At 69.4% G+C, this 13,744-nt stretch carries 12 protein-coding genes; 1 reads left to right on the top strand and 11 read right to left on the bottom strand.

All coding sequences use genetic code 11. The features are described from left to right. Positions 1 to 77 precede the first annotated feature (77 nt). Together rarD and groES are read right to left on the bottom strand one after the other, a co-directional pair. The gene (rarD, locus tag EJL01_RS07975) at positions 78 to 1,058 is read right to left on the bottom strand and encodes an EamA family transporter RarD (RefSeq protein WP_125107030.1); all 981 of its coding nucleotides are present in this window, start codon (positions 1,056 to 1,058) and stop codon (positions 78 to 80) included. A gap of 79 nt (positions 1,059 to 1,137) precedes the next feature. Continuing rightward, positions 1,138 to 1,431: a co-chaperone GroES gene (gene groES, locus EJL01_RS07970; RefSeq protein WP_125107029.1), complete on the bottom strand. Its 294-nt coding sequence runs from the start codon at positions 1,429 to 1,431 to the stop codon at positions 1,138 to 1,140. A 160-nt stretch (positions 1,432 to 1,591) separates the two neighbouring features. Between groES and EJL01_RS07965 the strand changes: the two genes are divergently transcribed. Further along, a complete protein-coding gene (locus tag EJL01_RS07965) occupies positions 1,592 to 2,797 on the top strand; it encodes a THUMP-like domain-containing protein (RefSeq protein WP_125107028.1) in 1,206 nt (401 codons plus the stop codon). Positions 2,798 to 2,810: 13 nt separating this feature from the next. On the opposite strand, the gene EJL01_RS07960 is transcribed toward EJL01_RS07965, so the two are convergent. The 9 genes from EJL01_RS07960 to EJL01_RS07920 all read right to left on the bottom strand — a co-directional run bounded on the left by EJL01_RS07960 (position 2,811) and on the right by EJL01_RS07920 (position 13,602). Further along, positions 2,811 to 3,479 (bottom strand): hypothetical protein, encoded by a 669-nt coding sequence (locus EJL01_RS07960; RefSeq protein WP_125107027.1) that lies wholly within the window; start codon positions 3,477 to 3,479, stop codon positions 2,811 to 2,813. A 30-nt stretch (positions 3,480 to 3,509) separates the two neighbouring features. Beyond that, positions 3,510 to 5,069 carry a tRNA (adenosine(37)-N6)-threonylcarbamoyltransferase complex transferase subunit TsaD gene (gene tsaD, locus EJL01_RS07955; protein ID WP_241209141.1) on the bottom strand — a complete coding sequence of 520 codons (1,560 nt, stop codon included), beginning with the start codon at positions 5,067 to 5,069 and terminating at the stop codon, positions 3,510 to 3,512. Then, the gene (gene tsaB, locus EJL01_RS07950; RefSeq protein ID WP_125107026.1) at positions 5,066 to 5,677 is read right to left on the bottom strand and encodes a tRNA (adenosine(37)-N6)-threonylcarbamoyltransferase complex dimerization subunit type 1 TsaB; all 612 of its coding nucleotides are present in this window, start codon (positions 5,675 to 5,677) and stop codon (positions 5,066 to 5,068) included. The genes tsaD and tsaB overlap by 4 nt, the downstream gene beginning before the upstream one ends. Positions 5,678 to 5,687: 10 nt before the next feature. Further along, complete coding sequence (gene tsaE / locus EJL01_RS07945; protein WP_125107025.1) at positions 5,688 to 6,218, bottom strand: tRNA (adenosine(37)-N6)-threonylcarbamoyltransferase complex ATPase subunit type 1 TsaE; 531 nt, start codon at positions 6,216 to 6,218, stop codon at positions 5,688 to 5,690. A 9-nt stretch (positions 6,219 to 6,227) separates the two neighbouring features. Then, entirely contained in the window at positions 6,228 to 8,039 is a 1,812-nt protein-coding gene (locus EJL01_RS07940; protein ID WP_125107024.1) for an alanine racemase, read from the bottom strand. Further along, on the bottom strand, positions 8,036 to 8,398 hold the full coding sequence (locus EJL01_RS07935) for a holo-ACP synthase (RefSeq protein WP_241209140.1): 363 nt from the start codon (positions 8,396 to 8,398) through the stop codon (positions 8,036 to 8,038). The genes EJL01_RS07940 and EJL01_RS07935 overlap by 4 nt, the downstream gene beginning before the upstream one ends. A gap of 10 nt (positions 8,399 to 8,408) precedes the next feature. Further along, entirely contained in the window at positions 8,409 to 10,259 is a 1,851-nt protein-coding gene (glmS, locus tag EJL01_RS07930) for a glutamine--fructose-6-phosphate transaminase (isomerizing) (RefSeq protein ID WP_125107023.1), read from the bottom strand. 71 nt (positions 10,260 to 10,330) lie between these two features. Further along, positions 10,331 to 11,467, bottom strand: coding sequence for a mannitol-1-phosphate 5-dehydrogenase (locus tag EJL01_RS07925; RefSeq protein WP_125107022.1), 1,137 nt, complete (start codon positions 11,465 to 11,467; stop codon positions 10,331 to 10,333). After that, complete coding sequence (locus EJL01_RS07920) at positions 11,467 to 13,602, bottom strand: PTS mannitol transporter subunit IICBA (protein ID WP_241209139.1); 2,136 nt, start codon at positions 13,600 to 13,602, stop codon at positions 11,467 to 11,469. The genes EJL01_RS07925 and EJL01_RS07920 overlap by 1 nt, the downstream gene beginning before the upstream one ends. Positions 13,603 to 13,744: the final 142 nt, after the last annotated feature.

The raw sequence follows: 13,744 nt of genomic DNA, 5'->3' as shown, positions 1-13,744 counted from the left end.
GCGTATCTCCATGGTACGACCCAACGTAGGGGCGGCGCGGGGCATTCCCGGGGTCGGGCCCGGGTGGTGCCGGATGCTCAGACGACGTTGATCTCGCCGGTCGGGTCGGGCTCGACCCTGGTGCGTCGGCGGCCTCGCCCAACATCGATCACGAGGTCGATCGTGAAGAACACGAGGCCGAGCCACACCAGGCCGAAACCGAGCCAGCGCTCGGGCGGCATCGGCTCGTGCAGCAGCACGACGCCGAAGATGAATTGCATGGTCGGCGCGACGTACTGCACGATGCCCACTTCGACGAGGCTCAGGCGCGCGGTGGCCGCAGCGAACAGCAGCAGCGGCACGCTCGTCATGACGCCCGCGAGCAGCAGCATCGTGGTGTGGCTGCCCGACACGCGGCCCATCGTCAGCCCGCTGGTCACCTCGATGAAGATGAGGATGCCGATGCCGACCGGCGCGAGCCAGAGTGTCTCCATCGTGAGCCCGGCGATCGGGTCGACGCTCCGACTCACCTGCTTCTTCAGCAGGCCATAGATCGCGAACGAGCACGCGATCGCGAGCGAAAGCCACGGCGGCTCGCCGTAGGCGACCACCATGACGATGAACGATGCCGTCGCGAGCGCGGCCGCGACCCACTGCAGCGGCCGCAGCCGCTCGCGCAGAAACACCATGCCGAGCAGCATCGAGATGAGCGGATTGAGGTAGTACCCGAGCGAGCCCTCGAGCGAGCGCCCGACCTCGACCGTGAGCACGTAGAGCGTCCAGTTCGCGAACACGGCGAGGCTCGCGAGGCCGAGGAAGAGCATCGAACGCCAGTTCTTAACGATGCGCATGAACGCACCCCAGCGGCGTGCAACCAGCAGCACCGCGAAGCAGAAGACGACCGAGAGGACAATGCGCCACGCGATGATCTCAAAGGTGCTCGTCGGCTTCACCGTCTGCAGGTAGAGCGGCAGCAGGCCCCACACTGCGAACGACGAGATGCCGAGAACCAGGCCGGTCGTCTGCGTCGACCCCGATCGCTCCGGTGCGGATGCGGGGCTGGCGGCAGAGTTCGTCACCTCCGCAGCTTACGCCGAAGCAACAACAAAGGCGGGCCCCCGGTATTCCGGGAGCCCGCCTGGTCGTTACGCGAGTAGCCTAGGCGATCTTCGCGAGCACGTCGCGAGCCGAAAGGATGAGGTAGTCCTCACCGGCGTACTTCACCTCGGTGCCACCGTACTTCGAGTAGATGACCTTGTCGCCAACGGCGACATCCATGGGGATGCGCTCGCCGTCTTCGTCGAAGCGGCCGGGGCCGACGGCAACAACCTCACCCTCCTGCGGCTTCTCCTTGGCGGTGTCAGGAATCACGAGACCCGACGCGGTGGTCTGCTCGGCCTGAACCTGCTGGATGACAATGCGATCTTCGAGCGGCTGAATGTTCACCGACACGGCAATCCTCTTTCTCTTGACGAGCTGTGCAAGTTTGAAGTTAGCACTCTCACCCTGAGGGTGCTAACTCGAGTGTATTGGGTGCTCCCTGATGGTGCCACCCAGCCGCCCGAGCGTACGCCCAGAGCGAATGCGCCCGCCTGCAAGTACGGTAGGCAGGGTGAATCGCGACGACCTGGAAGTGCTGCTCACCCCCAAGGCACTGCGCTTGCTCGATGAGTACGCCGAGCTTGACACTGTGAGCGACGCCGTCGGCGCGGTGATGACCCTGCGCAAGGCCGGCGTGGATGCGCACATGAGCTCCGTCGTGCTCACGCAGTTGCAATTGCGGCGGCGGGCACGCGCGAAGTTCGGCAAGTTCGCCACGAACATGCTGTTCACGGATGCCGGGCTCGCGCAGGCGACCCGGCTGCAGGTCGCGGCGCGGCACGCCGACCGGTTTCGCCGGGCCGAGGTGCGCACCCTCGCCGACCTCGGCTGCGGCATCGGCGCCGACTCGCTCGCGTTCGCATCGCTCGGCCTCGACCTGCTCTCGGTCGACACCGACGAGCTGACCGCCGCCATCGCGAGCTTCAACCTCGCGCCGTTCTCGAACGCGCGCGTCGAGCATTCGACGGCCGAGGCCACGAACCTCGATGGCGTCGAGGGCGTGTTCCTCGACCCCGCCCGCCGCACCGAGTCGCGCGGCGGCACCCGGCGCCTCGCTGACCCCGACGACTGGCGCCCGTCGCTCGGCTTCGCCTTCGATGTCGCCGCGAACGGCCGGGCGGCCGGCGTGAAACTCGGCCCCGCGATGCCCCACGAACTGCTCCCGCCGAGCACCGCGTCGAGGCCCGTGGAGACGCAGTGGCTGTCGGTCGAAGGCGAACTCGTCGAGTGCGCGGTATGGCTCGGCGCCACGGCGCGCGCCGGCGTACGCCGCAGCGCGCTCGTCCTGCGCGACGGCGCCCACGAACTCACGTCAGCCGGCGCAGCGAGCGAGGATGCGCCCGTCGGCGAGCTCGACGAGTTTCTCTACGAGCCCGACCCGGCGCTCATCCGCGGCCGGTTCATCGGCGAATTGGCGGGACTCCTTGGTGGGCACATGATCTCGCCCGAAATCGCCTGGGTGACCGCGCCCGAGTTGCACGAGACTCCCTTCGCGCAGGTGTTTCGCGTGCGCGAGGTGCTGCCGCTCCACGCGAGCTCGCTGAAGAAGCGGCTGCGCGACCTCGGCATCGGCCGGCTCGAGATCAAGAAGCGTGGCGTCGACCTCGACCCGGCAAAGTTCCGCAAGGAGCTGCAGCCTCGCGGCGACAACGCCGCGACGCTGATCTGCACGCGCGTCGACGAGCGCCGCGTCGCGATCCTCGCCGACCGCGCCTAGCCCCGCGGGCTAGTTACATCGCGACAACGATCGCGGTCGCGATCGCAATCGCAATCGCAATCGCGCTGCCCGCAATGCCGATGCCGGCGAGCGCCTTGCCGTTCGGCTCGCGACTCATCGCAACAACCGAGATGACCAGGCCAATGACGCCGAGCGCACCCGCGATGATCCACAGAATGCCGGGGAAGCAAAGCAGAATCAGCGCGATGAGCGCGAGCGCGAGGCCGACGTACGAGAACGTGGGCCGCGCAGCCCCGGCCGCGGGCGCGCCGAACTGCGTCGGCGCAAACTCCTGCTCGCGCGGCTGGCCGTAGCCCTGCTGCTGGGTCGGCGGAGCGCCGTACCCACCCGGCTGCGGCTGGGCCTGCTGGCCCTGCTGGTGCTGGGCCTGCTGCGACACCGGCTGACCGGCGAGTGGCGGCTGCCCACCCGCGTAGTCGCCGTATTCGCGGTGCTCGGGGTGCTGCACCCGGTCGGTGTACTCGTCGTTCATGAGGCCATCGACGTCGAGGGTGTCGCTGTCGTCGGCCACACCGTTGTCGCCCGCCTCGCGCGGGTGAATCGGGCCCCGACCGAAGTCAGAGCGGTCGTCGGTGACACCAAACGTGCCGCCCGCGGCCGGCACAACCTGTTCTTCCTCACCGTGTGGCCGCTGCGTGTTTGCGCCCCCGCTGTCGGTCATCGACATGCTCCCTTCGCCATCGCGATCATCCTAAATTGTCAGGCTCGAAGATTCCGTGAGTTGTGCCTGGGTCATCGGCAACGTCGAGTCGGCAGCGAAGTCGACCGGCGACGGCGCGTGCCCTGCGGCCACAAGCTGGGCACCGAGCACGGCGATCATGGCGCCGTTGTCGGTGCAGAGCGACAGCGGCGGGATGTGCAGCTGCACGCCCGCCTCGGCGCTCCGCTCTGCGGTGAGCTCGCGCACCCGCGCGTTCGCGGCGACGCCGCCGCCGAGCAGCAACCGCGGAATGCCGAGGTCGCGGCACGCCGCGAGCGCCTTAGTCACGAGCACGTCGGCGACGGCCTCGCGGAACGACGCGGCGATGTCGGCGACGGGCACCTGCTCCCCCGCATCCTCGAAACGCTCGACCTCGCGCGCGACGGCCGTCTTCAGCCCCGAGAACGAGAAGTCGTAGCGGTGCCGCTCGAGGTCGGATGCGCGCGACAGTCCGCGGGGGAAGCGGAACGCCTTCGGGTTGCCCTCGGCCGCGACGCGGTCGATCTGCGGGCCACCGGGGTACGGCAGGCCGAGCACGCGGGCGACCTTGTCAAAGGCCTCGCCGGCGGCGTCGTCGATCGTCTCGCCGAGCAGCTCGGAGTCGCCCGTGAGTGAGTCGACGCGGATCAGCGAAGTGTGGCCGCCCGAGACGAGCAGCGCGATGGTTGGAAACTCGACGGGGTCGCCGCCCTCGCGCAGCAGGTCGGCCGCGACATGGCCGACGAGGTGGTTCACGCCGTAGAGCGGCTTGCCGGTCGCAACCGCGAGCGCCTTCGCCGCGCCGACGCCGACCATGAGTGCGCCAGCGAGGCCGGGCCCCGCGGTCACGGCGATGGCGTCGAGCTCGTCGAGCGTCACGCCGGCCTCGTCGAGGGCCTGCTGCAGCACGTGCACCATCGAGTCGGCGTGGGCGCGCGCCGCGACCTCGGGCACGACGCCGCCGAACTTCGCGTGCTCGTCCATCGACGAGGCGACCGAGTTCGTGAGCAGCGTCGTGCCGCGCACGATGCCGACGCCGGTTTCGTCGCAGCTCGTCTCGATGCCGAGCACGAGCGGCTCGCGCGCCGGTTCGAGGCGCGCGTCGGCCGCGCTGAGCGCCGTGTCGATGTCGGCTCGCATCACGATCGCGGCCTCCCGTTCCTTGCGGTAGTAGTTGTCGCGCCGCCCGATTTCGGTGAAGCCGAGGGCGGCGTAGAGGGCGCGCGCGGGAGCGCCCGATTCGCGCACTTCCAGAAAGACGCGCTGTGCGCCGCGCGAGCGGGCCCAGGCGAGCAGTTCGCGCAGTAGGCGTGTGCCCCAGCCACCGCGGCGTAGCTCCGGGCGCACGGCGATCGTCTGCACATCCGCCTCGCCCGCCCCTTGCGCGGCGAGCACGCCAGCGGCGCCGACGAGCGCGCCGTCGCGTTCGAGCACGACGTAGTGCGTGTGCTCGCTGCGGAGCTCGTCGTGCATGCCCGACGCGCTCCAGTGGTCGAGCGGAAACATCTCGAGGTCGAGCGCGACCATCCCGTCGAGGTCGTCGACGGTCGCCTCCCGCAGCCGCACGCTCACGCGGTCACCCGCTTCGGCACGGCGCCGGGCTTCGCGTCGGGCGCGCGCAGGTAGAGAATCTCGTCGGCGTCGGCCGGCACACCTTGCTCCTGCCGCGCGAGCCACGCGAGGGCGAGGTACGCGGCCGAGACCTGGCGCGCATCCGCCCTGGCCTCGGCCTCAGGCACGGCGTCGGGCGCGACGAGTTGGAAGCCGCCGTCTGCGAGCACCGAACCCGCCGGGTAGTGGCTCAGGGCGAGCTCGCGGCGGCGGGCATCGGTCGTGACGAGCAGTGAGCCCGTGTTGGCGGGGTGCTCGTGGCGCCACTCGTGAGCGATCGCGTCGTGGCTCGGCATCGGATGCAGGGGCAGGCTGCGCGCGAACGCGAAGGTGCGCGCCGCGGCCACGCCGACGCGCAGGCCGGTGAAGGGGCCTGGGCCCATGCCGCAGACGACGTCGGTAATCTCGGCCGCTGTGATGCCGGCTGTCTCGAGCGCCGTCGCGATTGCCGCGCCGATGACCTCGGCGTGGTGGCGCGAGCTCGGCTCGCGGAACTCACCGATGACGCGGCCCTGGTCACTCACGACGGCGACGTCGGTTCCGGCAGAGGTGTCGATGGCGAGCAGCATGGCGCCAAGTCTACGCGGGCGACGCGGCCCCGCCGTCGGTGAGGAGTGCCTCGACCGAGAGGCCCGCGAAGCGGTCGCCGACCGCGCGCACCGCGACCTCGCGGGGTTCCTCGACCGCCGCATCCGGGTCGTTCGACGCGCCGGGGGCCGGGTCGGTCTGCCCAGCGCGGGGCCGCTCGAGTTCGAGCTCGAGCCACTCGTCGGTGATCGCGCCGACGACCTCCCTGCCCCACTCGATCACCGTGACGGCCGAGTCGAGGTCGAGGTCGAGGTCGTCGAGTTCGAGCGCCGAGGCGAGGCGGTACGCGTCGACGTGAATGAGCGCGGGGCCGTCGCCGAGCGAGGGATGCGTGCGAGCGATCACGAACGTCGGGCTCGCGACCGCGCCGCGCACGCCGAGCGCCTCGCCGAGGCCGCGCACGAGCGTCGTCTTGCCGGCGCCGAGCGGCCCGTTGAGCACGAGGACGTCGCCGCGGCGCAGCACGCGCGCGAGCGCAGCGCCGAGGCGTTCCATGTCGCCAGAGGTCTCGATTCGCGTCATGCCCGCACCCTACACAGCCTCGTTGTCGCGGGCCGAGCGGCGCTGCACCCGCGTGCCGAGGCCGGCGATAAGCCCCTCGACACACAGGCCGGTCCAGTTTGCCCAATCCTGCAGGCTGAAGTCGCTCGGGCGGGGGCCCCAAAGTCGCACGGGTTCGCCCGGGGCGCCGTCGCGGTCGCCGAGGTTGACAACGACTTGATCCATCGCGACGCGGCCGACGAGCGGCGCAGGGGTCTCGCGCACGAGCAGCTCGGCGCGGTGCGCGGCCGAGCGGGGAATCGCATCCGCGTAGCCCACCGGCACGAGGCCGATCGTGGTGGTCTCGCTCGCGTGCCACTCGTAGCCGTAGCTCACGCCCTGGCCCTCGTGCACGCGCTTGATCTGCGCGAGCTCGCTGCGCAGCACGCCCGGCACGCGGGTGTCTTCGGCCAGCCCGTAGGCGGCACGCGTCGCGGCGGGCGCAAACGGCTCGACCGACGCCGACACCCCGAAGTCGCGCAAGGCGGCGAGGTCGTGCGGCCGACGCACGAGGTACTTCAGACGCAGGCCGGCCGCGAGCCCGAGCACGCGCTCGAGGCCGAGGCCGTAGGCGTCGGCGGTGAGGTCGAGCGCCGTGCCCGTCTCGGCGAGCTCCTGCAGCCGGGCGGCGAGCTCGGCATCGTCGATCACGAACTCGGGCAACGGCGACGCCGAGGCCGGGCGCTCGGGCGTGCGGCGGCGCCGCGCCGAGTGACTCGGGTGCTCCGCCACGCCGCCGTGGTACTCGCGGGCGATGCGCGCGCTGAGCCGCGTCGTCACCTCGTAGTTGATGGTGCCCGAGGCGGCGGCCCAGTCGTCGGCGGATGCGGTGCCACCGATAACGGTGACGCGGCGGTGCGCGCTGCCCTCGACGTCGCCGAGCGGCGTCACCACGCAGTGACAGGCGTCGACGCGCTCGAGGCGCCAGCGCTCCCCCGCCTCGTCCTGCAACAGCAGCTCGCCCTCGGCGACCGGCAGCAGCCCATCAACCTGGCCGACGTCGAGCAGCCAGCGCGGCATGTCGTCAACGTCGTAGCGGCGCACGTGCGCCGTCAGCGTCAGGGCCGGGCGCAGGTCGAGGCCGCAGCGGGCCTCGGGGGCGACGGGGTCGAGTCCGTAGAGCGCGATGCCGAGTCGCGTCGCGTCGTAGCGGGCCTCGGGGAACTTCAGCGCGCCGGCGGTCGCCGCGAGGTGGCGCAAGCTCGGCTGCAGCCCGAAGGTCTCGGCGAGGGCGGCGGCGCGGTCGAAGGCCGCGATCTGATCGGCATCGTCGGCGTCACTCGTGCCTGAGAAGTGGCTCATGAGGCCGCGCACCTCGAGGTACCCGCGTGCCTCGTACTCGCTCGCGAGCGTGAACATCGCTGGCCAGTCGGGCTCGCGTACGCCGTTGCGGCCGAGGCCCGTGTCGAGCTTGATGTGCACCAGTGCGGGGCCGTCGACGCGGCCCTCGCGTTCGATCCAGCCGGCGAGCATCGCGAGGTGCTGCGGGCTCGAGAAGCCGAGCTCAACGCCGGCCTCGACGGCCGCGCCGAAGTCGATGCTCGGGGCATCTAGCCACGCGATCACGGGCGCCGTGATGCCGGCGGCACGCAGCGCGAGCGCCTCGTCGACGTCGGCGACGCCGAGCGCGCTCGCCCCTGCCGCGAGCGCAGCGCGGCCGACCTCGACCATGCCGTGCCCGTACGCGTTTGCCTTGACGATGGCAATCACGGGCACCTGCACCGCGTGAGAAAAGGCCTGCAGGTTATGGCGCACCGCGTCGAGGTCGACGTGGATACGCGGGGCCGGGGCGCGCTGGGTCACGACGCTGCTCCTTCCGCGACGACAAAAGCCGTCGACACGTCGCGATCGTGCGAGATAGAGAGGTGGAGGCGCCCCACCCCGAGACGAGCGAGGACACCGTCAAGCTTGTCGCCGCCGACGAACGAGGGCGCGCCAAGGTGGGTCCGGCGCACCTCGAGTTCGCGCAGGGTGAGTCCGTGCAGGCCGCCGAGCGCCTTCACCGCGGCTTCACGCGCCGCCCAGCGAGCGGAAATGCTCGTGAGCGGTAGCGCGAGTTCGGCCTCGGCGAAGATGCGTTCGGCGAAGCGCGGCACGCGGAGCGCCCGCTCGACGCGAACGTGCTCGACGGTGTCGACGCCAATTCCGAAAATCAGCGACATGCCGGCACCGCTATTCGACGGTGACCGACTTGGCGAGGTTGCGCGGCTGGTCGACGTCGAGGCCTTTGGCGGTCGAGAGCTCGAGCGCGAAGATCTGCAGCGGCAGCACGCGCAGGAACGGCTCGAAGAAATGCTCGGTCAGCGGCATCGCGAACACCTCGTCGGCGAACGGCAGCACCGCGGCGTCGCCCTCTTCGGCCACCGCGAGCACGCGGGCACCGCGAGCGCGGATCTCCTGGATGTTCGAGACGACCTTCGGGTGCAGGGTGTTGTCGTGGCGCGGGCTCGGCACGATGACGAACACCGGCTGCCCGGGCTCGATCAGCGCGATCGGGCCGTGCTTGAGCTCGCCGGCGGCGAAGCCCTCGGCATGAATGTAGGCGATCTCCTTGAGCTTGAGCGCGCCCTCGAGCGCGATCGGGTAGCCCGTCGAGCGGCCGAGGAAGAGCACCGAGCGGGTGTCAGCCATCCAGTTCGCGAGTTCGCGGATGCGGTCGTGCTGCTCGAGCACGTGCTGCATCTTCTCGGGCAGCCGGCGGAACTCCTCGAGGTGCCCCGCAACCTCCTCCTTCGAGAGGGTCTCGCGTGTGCCGGCAATGTAGAGGCCGAGCAGGTAGATCGCTGCGACCTGCGCGGTGAAGGCCTTGGTCGAGGCCACGGCGACCTCGGGGCCAGCGTGGGTGTACACGACCGAGTCGGACTCGCGCGGAATCGAGGCGCCCTGCGTGTTGCAGATCGAGATGGTCTTCGCGCCGAGCTCGCGGGCGTAGCGCACAGCCATCAGTGTGTCCATCGTCTCACCCGACTGCGACAGCGACACGACGAGCATGCGCTCGGTGACGACGGGGTTGCGATAGCGGAACTCGTGAGCGAGCTCGACCGTCACGGGCACGCGGGTCCACTGCTCGAGGGCATACGCGCCGGTGAGGCCCGAGTAGTACGCGGTGCCGCAGGCGATGAGCAGGATGCGGTCGATCTCGCGGAAGTAGTCGGCGCCGAGCACCTCGAGGTCGGGCAATTTGACGTGGTCGTCAGCGATGCGGCCGAGGATCGTCTTCTCGATCGCCTCGGGGTTCTCAGCGATCTCCTTCGCCATGTACGACGGCCAACCGCCCTTGTCGGCAGCCGAGGCATCCCAGCTCACCTCGAACTCGTCGCCCGACGCGGGCTCGCCGTCGAAGGTCGTAATCTCGACCGACTTCTTGCGCACGACGACGATCTGCTCCTGGCCCACCGCGATCGCGCGGTCGGTGTGCTCGACAAACGCGGCGACGTCAGAACCGAGGAAGTTCTCGCCGTCGCCGAGGCCGATCACGAGCGGCGAGTTGAGCCGCGCGCCGACGATGACGTCGGGCTGGTTCGCGTGAATCGCGAGCAGCGTGAACGCGCCGTCGAGGCGTGGCACGACGTTGCGGAACGTCTGCACGAGGTCGCCCGTCTTCGCATACTCGCGGCCGAGCAGGTGCGCGGCGACCTCGGTGTCGGTTTCGGAGAGGAACTCGACGCCGTCGGCCTTCAGCTCTTCGCGCAGCTCGTGGAAGTTCTCGATGATGCCGTTGTGAATCACGGCGAGCTTGCCGCCGTCTGACAGGTGCGGGTGCGCATTGCTGTCGTTTGCGGGGCCGTGGGTGGCCCAGCGGGTGTGGCCGATGCCGATGTGGCCATCTGCCATGGGGTCACGCTCGAGGTCATCGAGCAGCGTCTGCAGCTTGCCGGCGCGCTTGCGGGTGTTCAGCGCACCGTGCTCGTCGACCACGGCGATGCCCGCCGAGTCGTAGCCGCGATATTCGAGTCGGGCCAGACCCGACAAAAGGACCTGCTGACTGGTTTTGTCACCGACGTATCCAACGATTCCACACATACGGGTAATTCTGCCCCATCCCCCCGACGCGCGCGTTCAACTCCCCAAACGCGTCGAGAACGTGGGCGGAACTAGCGCTGCTGTACGCGGGTCACGACCGCCACGAGTTCGTCGAATAGCTGCTCGCTGGGCTGCACTCCCATGACCTCGGGAACGAGGTCATGGGCCGGGCGTGTCTCGAGTAGTTCGCCGAGCTCGTGCGACTGCTCGTCGTCGTCGCTGCGGAACTGCAGCGCCGCGCCGATCGCCGCCAGGAGACCACCGTGTTCGAGGCCGCGGGCCGCGAGGTCCACCGCCGGCTCGACGAAGCGCTCGTGTCGGCTCAGCTTGCGCAGCGGCTGGCGGCCGATGCGCGTCGGGGTGTCGGGCAGCTCGGGGTTTTCGAACCGCTGAATCGTGCGCGCGACATAGGCGGCGTGCTCGTCGAGGTCGAAGCCAAACTGCGCGATGAGCAGCTCGCTCGTCTCGCCGAGCACCGTGTCGACGTGCTCGCGCACCTGCGGGTTCGCCAGGGCCGACGCGATCGATGCCTCCCCCAGGAGCGAGCCCCAGTACGCGGCGGTGGCGTGGCCGGTGTTCACCGTGAAGAGCTTGCGGCGGATGTACGGGGCCAGGTCGTCGACGAAATGGGCATCGGGGATGTTCGGCTCGGCGCCATCGAACGGCCCTCGCTCGATCGCCCACTCGCTGAAGTCCTCGACCACGACGTCGACGCCGTCGGCGTGCACGGCGGGGATGATGCGGTCGACCGCGGTGTTCGCGAAGATCGCCCGGTCAGCGAGTTCTTCCGCGCCGTCGAGCACGAAGTCGCGCAGCGTGTCGGTCGCATTGATTGCGTTCTCGCAGGCAAGCACGACGAGCTTCGGCGCATCCACCGCCCGCTGCCGCAGGCCCTCGCGAATCACGGGCGCGATGAACTTGAGCACGCCCGCGCCGACGGCGCAGGTCGCGATCTCGGCCCCGGCCACGGCCGCCTGCGCGGAGGCCGGGTCGGCGGCCGAGTTCACGGCGCTGAAGCGGTCGACGGTGTGGGTGCGGGCGTTCGCGCCGACCTCGCGCACCTCGTAGCTGTCGGTGGCATTGAGCGTGTCGACGAGCTCGGCGTTGACGTCCGAGAACACGAGGTCATAGCCCGCCTCGTGCAGGGCGAGGCCGATGAAGCCCCGCCCGATGTTGCCGGCACCGAAATGTACTGCGGTCTTGGCCATTAGTCGTTTACTCCGCTCAGCAGTTCGTAGAGTTCTTCGTCGGTCTGCGCCTCGAGCAGGCGGTCAACCTTGCTCTGGTCGGCGAAGATCTGGGCAATCTTGGCGAGGATCTCGAGGTGCCCACCGTCCTTGCCGGCGATGCCGATCACGAAGCGCACCTCGTTGCCATCCCAGTCAACCGGCTGCGGGTAGCGCGCAACCGAAAGCCCCGATGCGAGCACCGCCTGCTTGGCGTCGTTCGTGCCGTGCGGGATCGCGAGGAAGCTGCCCATGAAGGTCGAGACCTCGGCCTCGCGGGCGAACATCGCGTCGACGTAGTCAGGCGTGACCGAGCCGCGGGCGACGAGTCGTTCCCCCGCCTCTCGGATCGCCTCATCACGCGTCGTCGCGGTCGGCGCCGTCGTGATGCTCTCGAGCGTGAGCACGTCGGGGTCGGCCGCCGGGGTGGCCGGTGCGGTCGCGGTGGCCGTTGCCGCGGCAGGGGCGGCGGCCGGGGCCGGCGCATCCGTGCCGTCGCTCGGCGTGTAGGGCGAGGACTCGGCCGGAGCCGCCTCGGCGGTCGCCGCCGTGAGCTCGCCATCCTGGCGCTGCTTCAGCAGGTCCACGACCTCGTCGTACTTCGGCGAGTTCATGAACTGGCCGACGGACACGTGGATCGCGTCGGGGCGGCGCTGGCGCGCGCGGGGTGTGAGCTCTTCCTGCGTGATGATGAGGTCGGCCGTGCTGTCGAGGTTCGCGATGGCCGCGTTCGTCACGGTCACGCCGGTGATGCCCGCATCCTTCACCTTCTTGCGCATGACGCTCGCACCCATCGCGCTCGAGCCCATCCCCGCATCGCAGGCGAACACGACGCTCGTGATCTCGCGGTTCGGGTTGGCGACCTCGTCGCGCAGCGAACCGGCGGATGCCTGACCGGCGAGGCTCGAGAGCGCCGCCGAGTCCTTGCCCTTGTTGCGCTGGGTCTTCGCGACGGCCGCACTCATGCCGTCCTCGCCGCGCTCAAGCGCCTCAAGGTCACGCTTGCGCGAGGCCCGCAGAATCACCGCGGCGACGACGAAGGTGACGGTGGCCGAGATGACAACCGACAGGATCACGCCGAGGTAGCTGTCACTCGCGGTTTGCAGCAGCACCGCAATGATCGAGCCCGGCGCCGCGGGCGCCCGCAGGCCCGAGTCGAAAATCATGTTCGTGAACACGCCACTCATGCCACCCGCGATCACCGCAAGCAGCAGTGCCGGCTTCATGAGCACGTACGGGAAATAGATCTCGTGGATGCCGCCGAGGAAGTGGATGATCGCGGCGCCCGGTGCCGAGGCCCGGGCCATGCCGACGCCGAAGACCGAGAACGCGAGCAGGATGCCGAGACCGGGGCCCGGGTTCGCCTCGAGCAGGAACAGGATCGACTTGCCGTCGACCGACGCCATCTGCGTGCCGAGCGGCGTCAGCACGCCGTGGTTGATGGCGTTGTTGAGGAAGAAAACCTTCGCGGGCTCGATCAAGATGCTCGTCAACGGCAGCAGGCCGTTGTTGATGAGCCAGCCGACCGCGTTCCCGAGCGCCGTCATGAGGCCGTTAACGACCGGTGCGAGCAAGTAGAAGCCTGCGATCGCCATGATGAACGAGAAGATGCCGGCCGAGAACAGGTTGACGAGCATCTCGAAGCCGGCGCGGATCTTGCCGTCCCAGAGCTTGTCGAGCTGTTTCATGAGCCAGGCCGCGATCGGCGCCATGATCATCGCTCCGATGAACATGTGCACCTGGCCGAGCTCGCTCGCGCCCTCGGGCAGCGAGGCATTGAACTGGTTGACGATGTAGTCGCTACCGACGATGACGCCCATGGTCGCGACAGTGGCGACGACGCCACCGCGCTCCTTGTAGACCATGCGGCCGGCCGTGTTCGCGATGAGCAGCGGCATCAGGTAGTGGATGGTCGGGCCGACGAGCTCCGAGAGGCTCGCGTTCGGCGTCCATCCCTTTTCGATGAAGAACGCCGTGAACAGACCCCACGCGATGAGTGCGGGGATGTTCGGCATGATCATTCCCGAGAGGAATGTGCCGAACTTCTGGACTCCGACGCTGAACTTGTTCTTGCCGCCTGACGCTGAGTCGGTCGACGGCGCGGTAGTTGCGGACACCACTGCCTCCAGATGCTCGTGAGATACGGGCGGAACCGCGACACCGCGGTTCATCCTTTACTAAGCCTACTCTGCGGCTTGTCCCAGGAATACGGCCATCACGGCCAAGCGTTCCGCACTGCCCTACCTGCCAGTAAGCTGG

The sequence above is a fragment of the Gulosibacter massiliensis genome (assembly GCF_900626105.1).
Taxonomy (GTDB): Bacteria; Actinomycetota; Actinomycetes; order Actinomycetales; family Microbacteriaceae; genus Gulosibacter; species Gulosibacter sediminis.
This window is presented reverse-complemented; position numbering and strand designations above follow the sequence as displayed.